General features: G+C 64.5%; 13 protein-coding genes and 1 pseudogene. 7 read left to right on the top strand and 7 right to left on the bottom strand.

Going from position 1 to position 17,106, the window contains the following annotated elements:
* A pseudogene (locus VN856_RS06450) lies at nucleotides 1-426 on the top strand (short-chain dehydrogenase); the annotation flags it as partial.
* 125 nt (nucleotides 427-551) lie between these two features.
* Complete coding sequence (locus VN856_RS06445; protein WP_325687278.1) at nucleotides 552-1,973, top strand: PE-PPE domain-containing protein; 1,422 nt, start codon at nucleotides 552-554, stop codon at nucleotides 1,971-1,973.
* 89 nt (nucleotides 1,974-2,062) lie between these two features.
* Here VN856_RS06445 and VN856_RS06440 read toward each other — a convergent pair whose 3' ends face one another.
* From VN856_RS06440 to VN856_RS06420, 5 genes are all read right to left on the bottom strand, one after another.
* Complete coding sequence (locus tag VN856_RS06440; protein ID WP_325687277.1) at nucleotides 2,063-2,548, bottom strand: universal stress protein; 486 nt, start codon at nucleotides 2,546-2,548, stop codon at nucleotides 2,063-2,065.
* Between the two features lie 132 nt (nucleotides 2,549-2,680).
* Nucleotides 2,681-3,991 (bottom strand): MFS transporter, encoded by a 1,311-nt coding sequence (locus VN856_RS06435; protein ID WP_325687276.1) that lies wholly within the window; start codon nucleotides 3,989-3,991, stop codon nucleotides 2,681-2,683.
* A 273-nt stretch (nucleotides 3,992-4,264) separates the two neighbouring features.
* Nucleotides 4,265-4,981, bottom strand: coding sequence for an N-acetylmuramoyl-L-alanine amidase (locus tag VN856_RS06430; protein WP_325687275.1), 717 nt, complete (start codon nucleotides 4,979-4,981; stop codon nucleotides 4,265-4,267).
* Nucleotides 4,982-5,035: 54 nt separating this feature from the next.
* The gene (locus VN856_RS06425) at nucleotides 5,036-5,500 is read right to left on the bottom strand and encodes a hypothetical protein (RefSeq protein ID WP_325687273.1); all 465 of its coding nucleotides are present in this window, start codon (nucleotides 5,498-5,500) and stop codon (nucleotides 5,036-5,038) included.
* 158 nt (nucleotides 5,501-5,658) lie between these two features.
* Nucleotides 5,659-7,629: a hypothetical protein gene (locus VN856_RS06420; RefSeq protein ID WP_325687271.1), complete on the bottom strand. Its 1,971-nt coding sequence runs from the start codon at nucleotides 7,627-7,629 to the stop codon at nucleotides 5,659-5,661.
* Nucleotides 7,630-7,977: 348 nt separating this feature from the next.
* On the opposite strand from VN856_RS06420, the gene VN856_RS06415 reads away from it, so the two are divergent.
* From VN856_RS06415 to VN856_RS06400, 4 genes are all read left to right on the top strand, one after another.
* On the top strand, nucleotides 7,978-10,122 hold the full coding sequence (locus tag VN856_RS06415; RefSeq protein WP_325687269.1) for a hypothetical protein: 2,145 nt from the start codon (nucleotides 7,978-7,980) through the stop codon (nucleotides 10,120-10,122).
* A gap of 99 nt (nucleotides 10,123-10,221) precedes the next feature.
* The gene (locus tag VN856_RS06410) at nucleotides 10,222-12,027 is read left to right on the top strand and encodes an N-acetylglutaminylglutamine amidotransferase (protein WP_325687267.1); all 1,806 of its coding nucleotides are present in this window, start codon (nucleotides 10,222-10,224) and stop codon (nucleotides 12,025-12,027) included.
* Nucleotides 12,024-13,835: an N-acetylglutaminylglutamine synthetase gene (gene ngg / locus VN856_RS06405; protein WP_325687265.1), complete on the top strand. Its 1,812-nt coding sequence runs from the start codon at nucleotides 12,024-12,026 to the stop codon at nucleotides 13,833-13,835. The genes VN856_RS06410 and ngg overlap by 4 nt, the downstream gene beginning before the upstream one ends.
* Before the next feature lie 73 nt (nucleotides 13,836-13,908).
* The gene (locus VN856_RS06400; protein WP_325687263.1) at nucleotides 13,909-14,721 is read left to right on the top strand and encodes a DUF4396 domain-containing protein; all 813 of its coding nucleotides are present in this window, start codon (nucleotides 13,909-13,911) and stop codon (nucleotides 14,719-14,721) included.
* Nucleotides 14,722-14,745: 24 nt separating this feature from the next.
* Here VN856_RS06400 and VN856_RS06395 read toward each other — a convergent pair whose 3' ends face one another.
* Nucleotides 14,746-15,927, bottom strand: a complete 1,182-nt coding sequence (locus tag VN856_RS06395) for a PrsW family intramembrane metalloprotease (protein ID WP_325687261.1) — start codon at nucleotides 15,925-15,927, stop codon at nucleotides 14,746-14,748.
* Entirely contained in the window at nucleotides 15,924-16,526 is a 603-nt protein-coding gene (locus VN856_RS06390) for a hypothetical protein (protein ID WP_325687259.1), read from the bottom strand. The genes VN856_RS06395 and VN856_RS06390 overlap by 4 nt, the downstream gene beginning before the upstream one ends.
* 214 nt (nucleotides 16,527-16,740) lie before the next feature.
* Between VN856_RS06390 and VN856_RS06385 the strand changes: the two genes are divergently transcribed.
* Nucleotides 16,741-17,106, top strand: a 366-nt coding sequence (locus VN856_RS06385; protein ID WP_325687257.1) for a DUF4267 domain-containing protein, incomplete at its 3' end; no start/stop codon positions are given.

The raw sequence follows: 17,106 nt of genomic DNA, 5'->3' as shown, positions 1-17,106 counted from the left end.
CAGCTGTGCAACCAGACCGCGCCGTTCATTCTGGTGAGCCGGCTGCGCCCTGCGATGGCCGCTGCATCGTCTCGTCGCAAATACGTGGTGAATGTGTCTGCAATGGAGGGGCAGTTCAGCCGCGCATACAAGGGCCCGGGTCATCCGCACACCAACATGGCGAAGGCCGCGCTGAACATGCTCACCCGCACCAGCGCCGCTGAGATGCTGCAGCAGGACGGCATTCTGATGACCGCCGTCGATACGGGCTGGATCACCGACGAGCGTCCACACCCGACAAAGCTGCGGCTCGCCGACGAGGGCTTCCATGCTCCGCTCGACCTCGTCGACGGTGCCGCTCGGGTTTACGACCCAATCGTCCGCGGGGAGTCCGGCGAAGATCTGTACGGCTGCTTCCTCAAGGATTACGCGCCGAGCAATTGGTAGCTGCGGCGCGTGGCCGAGCTTTTCGGCGATCGCGCCCCGCAGTGGTTAGCTGCCGTGCTGTAATTCTGCTCACCGTTGCTCGGTGCGCTGGCAGCTGGCTGCGCACCCCAAGGGAGAGGCCCCCGATGCTTGGTCTGCACGGCACCGTCGGTGTTGCCCTCGTAGGCGCCGGCCTGATCGCGGCCCCACTGCTGGTCCCGACATCACCCGGCGTGCAGCAGCGCGCGGTGCGGCTCACCAGCGGCGACACCGCAGATTCCCCGCTCGGCGATGGCACCGCGCTCATCATGGGCGGCAGTGGCCTCGAGACGCCTGGTCAGACCTACGCGAATGCCATTGACGCGGAGTACCTCGCGCCGCGCGACTTCACCGGCACCACGCAGGTCCTGACCACACCCGAGGCGCTCTATCCCTTCCTCGGGCCCTTCACCGAGACGTTCGACAAGTCCGAGGCCGAGGGGCAACAGCTGCTGGACGCCGCGATCCTGAACCAAATCGGCACCGGCCATGTGGACGCCGCGAACCCCGTCGTGGTCTCCGGTTGGTCGCAGAGTGCGGTGATCTCGTCGCTGGTACAGCCGGAGCTTGCGAGCCAGGGCGTGCCCAGTGATGACGTGCATTTCGTGTTGCTCGGTGATGAAAGTGCCCCCAACGGCGGCATACTGGAACGCTTCGACTTGCCGGCCGGCACCCAGCCGAGCATCCCGAGCCTGGGCCTGACGTTCAGCGGGCCGGAAGCGTCCGATCTCTTCCCGACTGACGTTTACACGCACGAATACGACGGTTTCGCCGACTTTCCGCAGTACCCGGTCAACTTCCTTTCCGATATCAACGCCGTGCTGGGCATCGTGTTCGAGCACGTCTCGTATCCGGGCCTGACGGCCGAGCAGATCGGGGACGCTATTCAGCTACCGACATCGGCGGCAGACACCCTGACCAATTACTACGAGATTCCCGTCACCACGCTGCCGCTGCTGGAGCCATTGCAACTGATTCCCGTCATCGGCAACCCGCTGGCCGATCTGCTGAACCCGGACTTGTCGGTGTTGGTGAACCTCGGCTACGGCAACGTCGACGACAGCTATTTGGGTGGCTGGAGTCAGGGCGATGCTGACGTGGCCACACCGTTAGGATTTCTGCCGGATTCCAGTGTCCTCGAGCAGGTCCCGCAAGCTTTGGCCAACGGCTTGCAGCAGGGGATCACCGATGCCATCAAGGATCTAACCGATCCGAATAACTACGTTTACTCGTTGCCGTCGTGGGCCGACGAATTAGGCACGGCACTGGAAAATGTCATCCCGGGCACCCAATTATCGGTTCTCTCAATCGTTCCCACGACCTTGCAGGATCTTTTCGGTACCTTCCCGCCCCACACCGGCTTCCCGCCTTTGGACGTGGCCACCGCGTTGTTCATCACACTTCCCGAAATCGACTACAACGTCTTCACCACCGAACTCGCGGCCGGAAACCCCGTGGACGCGATTGGTATCCCGCTCGCTGCCGACCTGGGAATATTGCCTCTCGCGCTGATCGGAGCGGCGCTTTGACCTGACGGCATCGGCACGATCTGACGCCGGATATGCAGGCCGCCAACATCTTTCGCGGCTTCCTGCTTGAAAAGCGCTGCCGCGCGCGGCTATCCGACGGTGTGGACGATGAGGATGTCGACTTTGGCTTTGCGGGCAACCGTGTCGGGCACGGAGCCCAAGAGACGGCCGGCAACCGTGCCAACCCCCAAGTTGCCGACGACGAGCAGGTCCGCCTTGACCTCTTCGGCCAGATGCAGCAACGCGTTGACCGGCGCGCCGACAACCGCCTGCTCTTCGATGTCATGGGCGCCGGCGGCCTTCGCTCGTTCGCGGGCGTCCTGAAGGATCGCGTACACCGACGCGCTCCCGTGCATCCGGTAACTCTCGCCCCCGAGGCTGTCGGCGGCCCTGCCGTCCATCAAACGGTCGGGGGAGGGCGGCCGTGACCAGCCGCCCTTTTCCGAAGTGTCGAGATGCGCGCTTGCGATGACCAGCTTCGCCTTCTCTTGCGCCGCGATCGCGGCTGCGCGGTCGACTGCCCGCAATGACGACTCCGAGCCGTCCGTGCCGACGACGATTGTCCGATAGCTCATATCGCCTCCATCAGTCGGTTAACGACAACAAGACATTATCGGCCCGACCTCGTCTTCGAAGCCCATTGGGCTGATCACGTCTGGTGAGACGCCTGAGGCGTCATGATCAGGGCCCAGGCAAATCTGCCGGGGCTAGCGGGCCGGGCCTGGCAGCAGTGGGGCGGCTTCCGCTCCGGCCAGCAACTCGGTTGCCATCGCGGCTGCGACGTCGCGCGGGTAGGTGCGGCGTCCCCAGCACAGAAGGAGCGCCGAGGCGATGACGAGGGTCGCCAGCATGATGAGGAAGGTGCGGTCCAACGCCATTGCTGCGTTCGGAGCAGCCTCTCGATTGAGTGCCGTGGACACCGCGCCGAATATCAGCGGCGCCACGCCGGTGGATATCGATACGAGCGTGCTCCGCACGGCCTCCGCCGTTCCCCACAACTGGGGGTGCACGATGTCCAGCCTCGCCGCGTTGAGGGGCGGGTTCACGCTGCCCAACGCAATGCCGGCAAGAAACGCGAACACCAGCGCCACCGGCAGGCTGGTCGTGAGTAGTGTTGGAATGATCAACACTGCCGCTGCAAGAAATGCCATGCCGCCCATTACAATTCGCGCACTGATGTGGCCCCGGCTTGTCAGCCGGTCGGCGATGCGTCCACTGCTCAGCATGCCGATTAGCGCGCCGACGCCGAGGGCTGGGATAAGCACGGTCGCCATCGCCTGGCCGATTTGAAAGCGGCCACAGAGTAGCGCGACCCCGAAGGTGCTCAGCCCGGTCGAGAAGAAGTAGCCGAACGAAGACCCGGCAATCAGAACGGCATTCGTACGGATCGAGAGCACCGCACGAAGGTCCCCCCAGGCGGTGCGACGGCGAGCGTGCTCAAGGGCCGCCGTCGCGTACGCATCGCATGACGCGTCGCCGAGCCCTCCGCGACGGGGTTCGCGGAGCATCGTCGCCACGGCGACGGCCAGTGCGAACCCGACCACCGCCAGCCAGCAGAAACCCAGCCGCCAGCTGAGCGCGCCGAGTTCCCCCGCCACCAGCAGCCCGAGGGCGGTGCAGATGCCCTCGCCGGCAAGCACGAGCCCATACACCCGACCGCGCTCGAGGGGCCGAAAGTAGTCGCCGATCAGCGAGGCGACAACTGGCCCGGAGACCGCCATCCCGGCCCCAAGGCACACCCGGCAAGCGAGCAACCATCCGTAGTCGGGGGCGATGGCACTCAGGGCCATTGCGGCCGAGCACACCAGCAGCGCCATCCAGAGCATGCGAATGCGCACAGTGCGGTCGGCAAGCACCCCGGCCACCAGCGTGGCCAGAGCGCCAACACCGGTCGACACCGTGACGAGCAGACCAACCTGAATGTCGTTGATGTGCAATGCCTGTTTGAGCGAGACGACGAGCGCCCCCACTGTGCCGCCGTCGGCGCTTTGCAAGCCCACCACAAGACCGAGCAGCACGATTGGTTTCAGTCTCTCGGGGTCCGCCAGACGGACCGGGGCAACTTTGCGCAAGAGCCTGTCGGGCGGTCGCTTCGCCTCTCGGGGTGCCGCGTCTTCAGAATCTTCTACCGTGGGGGCGTACTCTGCGGCAGCCGGCACGAGCTCAAGATACCTTGGAAGCCACCGTGTTTCGCTTCACCGGAACGCGAGTCGCGGCGCATGCACGAGGCGTTAAGCCTTAGTTTCACTGCGCGATGACATCGGTCGGCGCTGAATTAACTCGGACCAGGACTAGTGGCCCGCCTCGATAGCTGCCACTCGTGCGGTGGCGTCCGGTCCGCAGAAGCGCTGGAGATCCACTCCACCGGAGGCAAGCAGACCGTCGATGCGGCGTTTGAGGTCACCGGAGGACAGGTGGGCGTAGAGGTTCGCGCCCGGGCATGAGGTCTGAGCGAAGTCGCGGTGGCCCGCCAAGGTAGTGCTCGCGATACGGAAGTTCTGGGCGGCCCAGGCGAATGCGAGAGCGGTTGCGTGAAGTTGCGCTTCCGACACGGCCTCCTGGTCGAAGTCTCCTTCGCAGAGGACGAGGAAATGGCCGGTGGTGTCGTAGTCCGTGGCGGTGTCACCGGCGATCTCGGTGCTTCGCAGCTCGTAGAGGTTGCCGTTGCGGTCGACGCCGACGTGGTAGGCGATGTCGATCCATCCGTGCTGGTCTTGGTGGTAGCGCTGATCCTGGCGCAGGCGTCCCGGTGCATTTCGGTTGTCGCCGAGCGCAACTGCCTCGTGGTGCAGGGTCATCCGGGTGATGGTGTGACGCTTGCCGCCGGCGCGCGGAGGTCGCGCGCCCCACGCGTCTCGGCATATCAACTGTGCCGCGGTGGAAGCGGTGAGGCGGGTTCTGGTCGTGCGGGTGTCACTGCCGCAGGCGCTCACTATTGACGCCACACCGACGCCGCCCGCTAGCCGAAGCAACTGGCGGCGATTGACGGAACCACGGGCGAGATCCATGGGCTCACGGTACAAACCCGATTCGCAGCTGTGGTCCGTTACGCACCCGACCGATCAAAGCCCAGTGATGATGCGCTGCTCAACGTAGCGCCCGGTCACGACGTTGGCGGAGGCAGAATTCTCGAGACGTCGGGCTTCACGCTTGATCCGGCGGCTGAGCACCCGGTCGTCGCGTCGCGTCAGGGTGTTGCTGCGCTGAGACAAAAGGGCCAATTGTTGCCAGCTGAGCCCATCAAGATCGCCGACGGAGTCGTGGGTGGCGACCACAACTGCGCCATAAAGAAGTGGCACTGTTTTTGCGGTGAACCGCGTCGTTGCCAGCAGCATTTCCGTCGCGCTGCGGTTGAGCTTCCGGCGGCAGCGACGCGTCGTTGGAGTGAACCAGAAGTCGAACTGCCGATCGTCGCTGGTCAAACTCTCGAGGCCGTAGTCGTGAACAAGCCCGACGATGTCGGCGTTGCTGTACGCGCGCGTTTCATAGACGACACCTTCAGGGCTGAAATAGAGGATCGTATTCATGTGGGTGGTCCCTTTCGGTTCCAGGCGGAGCTGCTTTAGTGGTTATAACGGTTAATCACACCCGTGTAATTCCCACATCACAGTTTGGATAAACACCCCTAGTGGGGCGACACCCACGACGACATCACTTTTGTGACTCTTCGCCGCCCCTGAACGAGTTACGGGTTGAGCAGCGTCCCAAGCTCGGCCAGCAGGGCGCTTCCGGTCGACTGGAGCAACTCGGGCATGTTCGCCCACTCCGCTGTTGCCACACTGCCAAGCTCGGTGGGGAAGTCGTTGTTGGCGGTCAACACCGCGGTCGCCAGGTCGTCGCGGGCATTGAGGAAGCCGGCGATGATCCCGGTGTTCGGGTCGAGGACCGTGTCGTTGAACAGCGATCCGAGTTGCTGGGGTAGCAGCAGCGATAGCACCGTCTGGCCCAGCGCCAATTCGGTGGGCAAGTTGATGTCGCTGGCGGCCAGGGGCAGATTATTGAAAATCGCCTCCAAGCTGCCGATCGGATTGGTGAGCAGGTCGTGGTCGACGGTGGTCCAGTCAGGCGACAAGGCCGGGGTGAACCTCAGCTCGAGGGGAGTCGACGGGTCGCTGCCGAACACTGCGGCGAAGTTGTCGTCGCCCATCACCCCCTGCAGCCCGTGAAGTATCAATTCCTGCAGCACCCAATCAGGTTGGGCATTCTCGCGGGACAGGTCCAAGGCGTAGTCGTAGGACAAGACGCGCTGTGACATGTCGGCGGCATATTCCGCGGGGCTGACGGTCGGTGTGTCCGCGGGCAGATAGCTGGCCACATCGGCCACCGGCACCACCTCAGTGGTCACCGGTAGGCCCGTCGGGTCTGTGCCGTCGGGGAGATTCTCGAACCGGGCGAAGATCTCGCCGCTGCTAACCCCGTTGCTGTCAAGCCAATTCGCCACACCTGGGTTGGTCGCGCTGACCACGTAATAGGTGTATCCGTCGGGATCAGCGAAGGCCGTGGTGTTGTTCAAAGTGGTCTGGGCCAGGGTGTACGGCAGCGCCGCGCCGAAGACGTTCATCAGCTCGATCCCGCTGTAGGCGGATGGCACGTCCGGTACCTGCACGATCAGCGCTTGGTCGGGATTCAGGTCGAAGTTACCGCCGGAGACGTCCGCACTGGGCAGTCCTGTTGCAAACACGCTTGTTTCGGTGGCCAGCGAGCTCATCGTATTGGGCGGCAGCTCGATGCCGGCAACTTGGGCCAAGTTCATGTTTTCTTGGTTGAAGGGTCCGACGATGTTGCTGAAGGCGGTGAACAACGTGGTCAACAGCGAGTCGACGGAGGTGACTTGAGGTGTGGAGGTCCCTGCCAGGGAGCCGATTTCGGCCGCTGCCCCGTCGTCGCTGGGAAAGATCCCCGTGCTCGGTATGGCGAAGAACGCCGGACAGTCGGAGACGCAGTGAATGCTGATGCTGCCCGGGCCCTGGGCCCAGTCGCCCAGCACGTCTCGAATCAGTAGCGAGGCATCGCCATTGGTGGTGGCATCCGTGTCGTTGATGAAATTGACTGCGCCGCTTGGCTCTGTGGGGCCGATGTCGACGGTGAAAGTGCCATCCGGATTGACGACCAGGCCGTGATCGAGCTCTAGACTCTCCTTGCTGACTGCCGTTGAGCCGGTGATTGCCTCGGTCGCGATGGCGAGGGCTTCGGTTCCTTTGCCGAGGGTGCCAGTGAGCTCGTAGGTCGCACCGGGAGCCAAGCCAGCGGTCGCGTGGTAGTAGATGTCCGGGGTGAAGAACTGGAAGTATTGACGGGAATCGGCGGCATCGCCGGCCACGGCTTCGGGTGATTGGAAGAAGACCCCGTTGAAAAGCTCAGTGACCCTGGACAGCCCCGCGGATAGCAATTCATAATTCGTGTTCTGCAGACCGGTCAGCAGCATGGCGTCGCTGTCCGGCGTCGCAAATGGCAGTGCCGCGTCGTAGTTCGCCGCCTGCTGCATAGCGTCGAGAAGCTGGTCGAGCGCAGGCTGGTACGAACTGTCGGCGCCGGCGTGCGGAACCGTCATCGCGACCGACAATGCGCCGGCCAGCGCCGTCGCCGCCACTCCTGTGCGCCGCATCCACCGCTTCATCGCGGTGAACACCGTCTTGTCGTGCATCGCCGTAGTCACGCCGCTCCCTTCGCTGGGATGGAGTCCACGAATTATTCGTCATGGCGACGCGAAATACGGTGCTTTCAGACTTACTGCTCGGCGCTGGCGGCTGCGGTAACGCGCAGTGCTCACCCGGGGCTGACGGCTCGGCGCTGACGGCAAGAAAGCCTGAGGCTGGCGGTTATGTGGAATCGCCAGACGCATAAACGGGCAGTCTTCACGGCTGTCAACTTCGCCTTCCTGGCCCGCTGGTTGGCCGAGTGATCAGCCGTCGCGACCCAGCCACCGAACGTGACTCGATCCATCGCAGGGGCCGCGGGCTGACCGGTCTGTTCCAAGAGCGCGGGTTGTGGGTACAGGATCGGCATGCAGCGCCCCGACACGATCATCGAGATCCACCGCGAACGCATCCAGGATCAGACCGTCGAGATGTTCGGCGGTGACAAGTACACCGAGTCTGTCGACGGACCCGGCTACTCCGCAACGGCCACTCTGGATCTGACGCTGGACCGGGTCTGGTTCGTCTTGGATGCACAGCAGCGGCTGTGGCAGGAGCGAGCGGAAGGTGAATTCCACGATCCGCTAAGGCATTTCGCGATCGACCTGGCGATCTTCGATTCGAGGATCGTCATCGATTCGGTGACCTGCATCCCGCTGGTGTCATTGCCACCCGCAACGATCACGGTCCCGGACGGCCCGCGCGCGGAGGAGTCGTGCGAGATCGCGTACAACGAGATCCCGCTGTTCGGGCGGTTGACGATTCATGACCAGCTCGAACCCCGGCAGACCGAACCGGGCAAGCAGACGATAGCGCTGGACTTCACCACACAGGATGCCCCTGTGCTGCTTGCCCATTCGCCAGCCGACGACCACGGCCCTCGGTTGTTCGGGGCGCATATCGATCGCCGCCCCGACGGCGGCGTCGCGTTCCTGGGCCAAGACCCGCGCGTCAGCTGGGAACTCGACTACGCCGAGGCGTACTGGATCACGCACTGCATCGCGGGGGAGTTGCTGGTCAATCTCGAGAAGCTGCAGCACCCCAGCCTCTCCGACGACGAAGCCCGAATCAGAGTGCTCGATTCGCTGGCCGCCCAGATCTCCGACGCTATCCGTCCCAAACTCGCCGAGATGGGTATCGACGGCGTGATGGACCTGCTGCCGTCCGCGATGGAGGTCGAGCCCGAATCGCGCGACGACAGCACGGTGAAGGCGCTCGATGCCGTCGTGCAACGCTTCGACGTCGGCGGAGTCACCCACGAATCGATGGTGGTTCAGCTGCAAACGCTGCGTGAACTGCCGCCCGGTGAGGAGCTGCCCGCATCGATCCTGGCCGAAAACCCTTACGAGAGAACCGGATTAGCCGTCACGGGTTGGAGCATTCTTCGGCAGGTCCGGGACACCGTGAAGAACACCTTCGACCTCGACGACAGCGACTTCGACCCTGATGCGCCGTGCCTGCTGGCAGGTCCGAAGACCATCACTATCGGCGGGCAAGACCGCCGCTTGGAAGCCCTCGACGCCGACGTCGTGCCACGGACGCACGACGGCCGGCTGATTGTCGACGGCACCGTGAGTGCCGAAACCACCCTGTACGACTTCAACGCCAGCTTCAAGGTGACCTATGAGATGGGGCTCGACGACATACCGCGCGATCCGGATGGGTCAGAGACCCGACGAGCCGACCTGGAGACCATCGAAAGTCTCGAGCAGGCGCTGAGCGCGGCAGGCGTCAAAAAGCGCGCCGGGCAGTTGAGCACCGAGGACTACGAGAGGGAAGTCAAGAGAGTCCGCGAGCGGCTCGATGACCTTCCCAAGACCGTGGGCGTGCGACCGACCCAGAATCCGCCCGAGGCCGAGGTGAACCCGGACTTCAGCCTGACGGTGGCCGGCAAGGTAGCCGCGGCTGCCGGCGCCGCGGCTACCGTCGGGCTGCTTGCGCTGCCGGTGACGTGGGTCGCGGGGGCGGCCGGGGTCGGGGCCGCCGGCGCGGGCGGTCTGCTGACCCTGGCCATCGTGCAGTACCTCACTACCGTGCTGACCATCGACTGGTTCGGCGTCGGACTCGGATCGCGGCAAGTCAAACAGTCGCTGAACGATCGTCCGGAAGGGACATCGCTGCCGCCGATCGGTATACCGATCGAGGTGGACTTCAACCGGCAGCGGCTTGCGGTGTACTTCCGTCCGCTGCCGGCGAAGTTATGGATCGGTTGCGCATCGCTCGAGGACGAGGAAGACGACAACCGCGAATCCGACATTCGGCTCGTTGGCGGTCGCTGGCCCACCGATGGCCGGCCCTGGAAGCTGTCCCACGATGACGCCATGTTGTACGTCGACTCCGGCGAACTCCAGCTGCTCATGGAACCGGACAGCGTCAGCGGTGAAGGGCCGGCGACCAGTGTTGCGACCGCCGCCGACGGACGGCGTTATTTGCAGGTGAAGAACGAAGACGCCGACAAATTGCACCGGATCCCGCGGTGCTGTGGTCAAGACGACGAGACGGACCGAAAGTGATCCCCGACGTGGAACGAACGGATAATTCGCGACTCATGAATGTTGCAATGGCGGGTCAGCGGTGCGCGCCCCGGAATCCACCTCTGTAGGGTTAATCAAGTGTGTGGAGCCACCGGTGAGGTGCGACTCGACGGTCGACCGCCTGACGTAGCGGCCGTGGCAGCGATGACCGCCGTGATGACGCCGCGAGGACCGGATGGAGCGGGCGTCTGGTCGCAGGGTCGAGTCGCCCTCGGTCACCGTCGTCTCAAAATCATTGACCTAACTGAAGCCGGCGCTCAACCGATGGTCGATTCCGAACTGGGCCTGACCATCGTCTGGAACGGTTGCATTTACAACTACAAGGAACTGCGGACCGAGCTTCAGGGCTACGGCTACCGCTTCTTCTCGCACAGCGACAGCGAGGTTCTGCTCAAGGCCTACCACCGCTGGGGCGACGACTTCGTCAGCCACTTCAAAGGCATGTTCGCTTTCGCCATCGTCGAACGCGACAGCGGCCGGGTGTTGCTGGGTCGCGACCGGCTCGGCATCAAGCCGCTCTACGTGACCGAAGACAACCACCGGATCAGGTTCGCCTCGACGCTGCCGGCGCTGCTGGCCGGTGGTGGCGTCGACACCCGCATCGATCACGTCGCGCTGCACCACTACATGACGTTCCACTCGGTCGTTCCCGCGCCCGCCACCATCCTGCGCGGCGTGCGTAAGATCCCGCCGGCATCACTGCTCGCGATCGAGCCCGATGGCCGCCGGGTCGCCACCACCTATTGGTCGCCGGACTTCAGCCGACGCGACGACCGCTCTGACTGGTCCGAGCGCGACTGGGAAGACGCCGTGCTTTCTTCGCTGCGGACCGCCGTTGAGCGCCGGCTGGTCGCCGACGTTCCGGTCGGATGCCTGCTCTCGGGCGGTGTGGATTCCAGCCTGATCGTCGGCCTGCTCGCCGAGGCAGGTCAGCACGGGCTGTCGACGTTCTCGATCGGCTTCGAGTCGGCCGGCGGTGTGCAAGGCGATGAATTCCAGTACTCCGACATCGTGGCCAAACGCTTCGAGACCGATCATCACCAGATCCGCATCGGCACCGAGCGGATGCTGCCCGCGCTGGACGGCGCGATCGGGGCGATGAGCGAGCCGATGGTCAGCCACGACTGCGTCGCCTTTTATCTGCTCAGCCAGGAAGTCGCGCGCCACGTGAAGGTTGTGCAATCGGGTCAGGGCGCCGACGAAGTGTTCGCGGGCTACCACTGGTATCCGCCGATGGGTGCGCCGGCCGCCGCCACCGTCGAGGGTTCGGTCGCCGAGTACCGGGCTGCTTTCTTCGACCGCGACGAGGCCGGCCTTTCCGCTCTCCTCGCCGAGGGTTACCTCGTCCCGGGCGATCCCAGCCAGCGTTTCGTCACCGAGCACTTCGCGCATGCCGGCGCCGAAACCGGCATCGATCGCGCGCTGCGGCTCGACACGATGGTGATGTTGGTCGACGACCCGGTCAAGCGGGTCGACAACATGACGATGGCCTGGGGGTTGGAGGGCCGCGTTCCGTTCCTCGACCATGAACTGGTCGAGCTCGCGGCCACCTGCCCTCCCGAGCTGAAGGTCGCACACGGCGGCAAGGGTGTGCTCAAAGAGGCTGCGCGACGGGTTATTCCGTCCGAAGTCATCGACCGTCCCAAAGGCTATTTCCCAGTTCCCGCGCTGACCCACCTCGAAGGGCCATACCTCGATATGGTCCGCGACGCTCTGTATGCGCCGGTCGCCAAAGAGCGGGGGCTGTTTGACACCGACGCGGTCGACGCCTTGTTGGCCGACCCCAATGGGCGGCTGACCCCGCTACGCGGTAACGAGCTCTGGCAGATCGCCCTGCTCGAGCTCTGGTTACAACGTCATGGTGTGACCGGGCCGGCGGCATGACCGCCATCGGTCCGTCAGCGGACCATCCCGAGGCTATTACGCTCGGGCTGCACGACGCGTCACCGCCGCACATGGTCGACGCGATGGCCAAAGACGTCGAACTTGAATTAGGTTGGGGCCGACTCATTTTCGGTCAGACTTTCGCCGATGCCGGCACGCTGGCCGAGGCACTCCGGCGGGAAGCGCCCGGCCGGCGTGACATCTGTATCTATGCCCGCGAGTCCCAGGTCGTCGTCGCCGGAGCGCCTTCCGAGCTGTTCATCGACCCCAGCCATACCTACCGGCTGCGTTTCACTGAAGACCCCGACGAAGACCAGACGGCGCCGCTGCCGGTGGGTGTCCTGGTGCGCCCGCTGAACGACTCGGCCGACGCAGACGCCATGAACCGGGTCTTCGTCCGCTGCGGAATGGTTCCCTCGCCGGTCGAGACGATCTGGGAGAACAACCTGCATCAGCCCGCCGTCACCTACCTGCTCGCGATACGCGAGGACGACGGCGCTGTGGTCGGCACGGTGACCGGTGTCGATCACGAACTGCTGTTCAACGATCCCGAGCGCGGCTCGAGTTTGTGGACGCTGGCAGTAGATCCGGGTGCCGGGATCCCCGGAATCGGTATCGCGCTGACCAAGAAGTTGGCCTCCCACTTCCGTCGTGCGGGTCGCTACTACATGGATCTGTCAGTGACCCACGACAATTCGGCCGCGATCCGGCTGTACGAGAAGCTGGGTTTTCGCCGCGTCCCGGTGTTGGTGATCAAGCGCAAAAATGCGATCAACCAGCCGTTGTTCAGCCCGCCGCCGGAGACCGTCGACGACCTCAACCCGTATGCGCGAATCATCGCTGACGAGGCGTTGCGTCGCGGCATCTGGGTGGAGGTCCTCGACGCCGAGACCGGCGAGATGCGTCTCAGCCACGGCGGCCGCAGCGTGATCACCCGAGAATCGCTGTCGGAGTTCACCTCCGCGGTCGCGGCGGGCCGTTGCGACGACAAAAGACTGACCCGCCGGCTGGTTTCGGACGCAGGCATCAGCGTGCCGCGCGCTCGCCTGGCGACCTTCGACGACGACGACTACGCGTTCTTGCAAGAGGTGGGCGAGGTTGTCGTCAAACCCACTCGAGGAGAGCAAGGCAAGGGCATCACGGTCGGTATTACCGCCGAGAACGGGCCCGGCGACCTCACCGCGGCAGTGGCTCGGGCGCGCGAGCAATACCCCGAGGTGCTGATCGAGCAGCGGGTCGTCGGTGACGACCTTCGACTCGTGGTGATAGACGGTCGGGTTGTCGCCGCGGCGTTGCGGCTGCCGCCCGAGGTCATCGGTACCGGCGAGCACACCGTGCGGGACCTGATTGTGGCGGAGAGCCGCCGGCGCTCGGCGGCCACTGGTGGTGAATCGAAAATCCCGCTGGACGCTGTCACCGAGGCGACGGTCGTCGAAGGCGGCTGGCAGCTGGATGATGTTCTGCCCCAAGGTAATCGGTTGCGAGTTCGCCACAACGCCAACCTGCACCAGGGCGGCACGATTCACGATGTCACCCCCGACGTGAATCCTGAGCTGTGCCGGGTCGCCGTGACGGCCGCCGAAGCGATCGGCATCCCAGTGACCGGCATCGACCTGCTCGTCCCCGATGTCACTGGCGAGGAGTACGCCTTTATCGAAGCCAACGAACGACCTGGCCTGGCCAACCACGAACCACAACCCACCGCAGCGGCGTTCATCGACTACCTGTTTCCCGGTCAACCCGGTCAGCCGTTCGCCTGGACGCCCGACGAATCGCCGCGCGTGCCCGATGATTCGGTCGTCAGATAGAGCGGTGCCGCGGGAAACCGCCAGCGCATTGTTCGGACCACGGCGTGCCGAATAGGCCGATAACCTGTTCCTCATGCTCGAAGGCGTAATGCTGCTGTGGTGGATCCTCACGATTCCGTCGTTCCTGTTCGTCGTCATCGACATCTGGCGGACCACCCCCGAATCAGCGGTCCTCAAGTGGGCCTTCGTAATCCTCACCGCATTTACCGGGCCGCTTGGGGCATTCTTCTACGTGCTGGGCTGTCGGGAACCGTTGCGGGGCAACCACGAACAATATGTCGCGGCCCGTTGGCGCCAAGTGCTCGGCTCGACGATGCATTGCGTCGCCGGCGACGGGATAGGCATCGTCGTCGGGGCCGCGATCGGCGGTGTACTGGCGATGTCGTTTTGGCCCGACTTTCTGCTCGAGTACCTACTGGGTTTCGGGTTCGGATGGGCCTTCTTCCAGGCTTTCGCGATGCGCGACGCAGCAGGCGGGTCATATGCGAAGTCCCTGAAGATGACGTTTCTGCCTGAGTTGCTGTCGATGAACCTTCTCATGACGGGGATGATCATCACGTCGCGCTTCGCAATGCGAAGCACGGCCGGGGCTGACGACCCGATGCGTCCTCAGTTCTGGTTCATCATGTCGATGGCGCTGACTGTCGGATTCGTGTGCGCGTACCCGATCAACTGGTGGCTCGTCGCCAATCACATGAAGCACGGGATGATGACGGTTCGCGCTGAGCCCGCAACGGAAGCCCACTCGATGGGCGCGATGTCGGCTCAATCGTCAGCGGGCTTGAGTCCACATCAGCCCGGCACTGGCGTGAAGACCGCGATGACACTGTTCACTTTCGCCGTCCTTGGCGCCGCACTCGTCATCGTCGTCCGATTCGCCATGTGAGCCGTCGCCGCGGACAGCGCCGAGTCACCACGGCGACGGTAGGCCCGCGCGAATCCGGGACACCTCGGAGCGGGCAAAGCGCACCCGGTCAGTGTCGGCACCGCGCGCAGCGGCCAACTCGTCGGCGAGCGAATAGGCGGCGTTGAGGATGTAGCGGGCACGCCGGCGTTCCTGACGGTTGCGACCCGCTTTGCGGTAAGCCTTGCGGGCCTTGCGGTTACCGGCCATCGCGTCCAGTTCGATCGGGCTGATCACGCTGCGGGCCTGCTCGGGCGCCATGACGTCGCGGACGAAGCCGCGTTCCCTGGCCACGGTCAACTTGTAAACTTGCGCAACGATAATCAGCGCGACGACAACCGTTCCGATCAACAGTCCGATCAACGCCAGCGCATTCTGGCCGGCGATGGCGGCCACCGAGTCCCACATTCCGTGCAGCAGCATCGGTATCGCAATCAGCAGCAAACCCCGCCCAATTTTGCGGGGTTCAGCGGGACGGCCCAAAAGGTAGACCACACCGGCGCAGAAGATTGCGCTATAGAGGATATGAGCGGCCACCCCGGTGAGCATGCGAAGGATGATGGTGCCCACCGAGGCCCCAATTTGGTTGGCGCCGAACTGGGTTCCGGCCGACGTCATGGCGTAGAGGATGTCCTCGACAATCTGGAAGCCCAGGCCGATGAACGCGCCCAGAATGAACCCGTCGAATGCGGTCCGCACGTGTCGCTGCGCCAACGCGATGAGCAGTAGCAGACCCGAACCCTTGGCCAGTTCCTCGGTGAACGGGGCGGCCAGCCCGGCGCCCCAGTTCAGCGCCCACGCCTGACCGAAAGTCTTTCCGTACATGGCGAGTATGGCGTCGTTGGCGTTGGCGGCCATCGCCCCGGTTGCGGCGAAGCCGCCCCACACGAACGCGACGACCATCAGCTTGTGGGGGAGCTTCGCGTAGTGGTCGATGCGGTCGGTGAACCACCAGAACAACGCGGCGTAGATGGCAAAGGACGTGACCGCCAGCCCGATCGCTTCGCCGTACGCGTTGTACTCACGCGCGAGCGTGGAAAAGAAAGTCAGCACGCCGATTCCGACCAGCGTCAGGTATCCCCAGAATGCGAAGTTGCGCGGTTGGTAGAAGACGAACCGCCGGCCCCAGCCGGAAAGGTCGAGCGCGACATCGCGTGCACGATCGAGATCGGTCAGCGTCGTCGTCATCGCTTTTCCTGCCCGGATTGGCTGATGCTGCTGATCATCCGCAACACCGCGGCGCTCGGTTCCGCGCCGGCGTCGGTCGGTCCCGTCGCGACTGCTTTGACTCCTCGGTCGCCGAATACGAACGCGGCGATCAGGCCGCCGGTGTGCGGTCCGGTGACGCGAACTGTCGCGCCTTGCTTGCCCGCAGCGGTGACGATCGTGGCAGGCGCGCCGGTGATATGGACTCCCCGCCCCTGGTTGAGCGCATCGGTGGTGGCCTCGATCTGATCGAGCAGTTGGCCGGCGTCGCCGTGGAACGGCCCGGTGCGGACGGTGAACTTCAGCGCTCCGTGCTCGATGCTCGCGGTCGCGGGGTATTGACCGGATATCGGGCCGTGGCCCTCGCGGAGACCAGAAGTGATGCCCCAGCCGGCTTCCGGAACGAATGTCACGTTGCCCTCGAGTTCCATTATGTCGCCGGCTCTGACGATGTCGTGGTACGGCACCGCGGCATTGATCACCGGCAACACCACCGACATGATGAATACCAATGCGAATACCGCCAGCGTCGGGCGCAGGGTGCGCCGGTCCAGACCGAACAATCGCTCGTCGGCCGGCACCCACCCCTCGTCAGGTTCGAACCTTGGTGCTGAGGCTGCCGAGGACACCTCGGCTCCCGGATCCGGCATTTCCGCCCAGCCCTTCTACCCGCTGCGACGACGCCTGAAGGGCGCCGCAGTGAGAGTAGCGAGGGGGGCGATACCCGGCATCAACAATGGCGACATCGGCGGCTTTGGCTCCCGCTCGACCGATCACCTCCTAGGCTCGGAGTTCATGACAATCGACCGTATGGCGCTGGCCGCGGGCAGCATCCGACTGGCCTCGGGCATCTCGTTTCTCGTCGACCCCCTGCGCGCGAACCGGCTCTGGGGCGACCCGGACAAGCCCACACCGACCGCGCAACTACTGCTGCGCTCGATGGGGTACCGCGACGCGTTGATCGGGGGGTTGCTGGCCACGGCGGCGCTACGCGGGAACAACACTCGCGGCTGGTTCCTGGCCTCGGCGGGCGCCGACGCCGCCGACCTGCTCGGCGGAATGAGCGTGCATCACGAGATGAAACGCTCGCAGCAATTAATCGGCCTGGGCGGCGCGGTCATCGGTGTCGGTACCGGACTGTGGGGCGCCGTGCGACGGACC

The organism is Mycobacterium sp. (assembly GCF_035603715.1).
GTDB lineage: Bacteria > Actinomycetota > Actinomycetes > Mycobacteriales > Mycobacteriaceae > Mycobacterium.
This window is presented reverse-complemented; position numbering and strand designations above follow the sequence as displayed.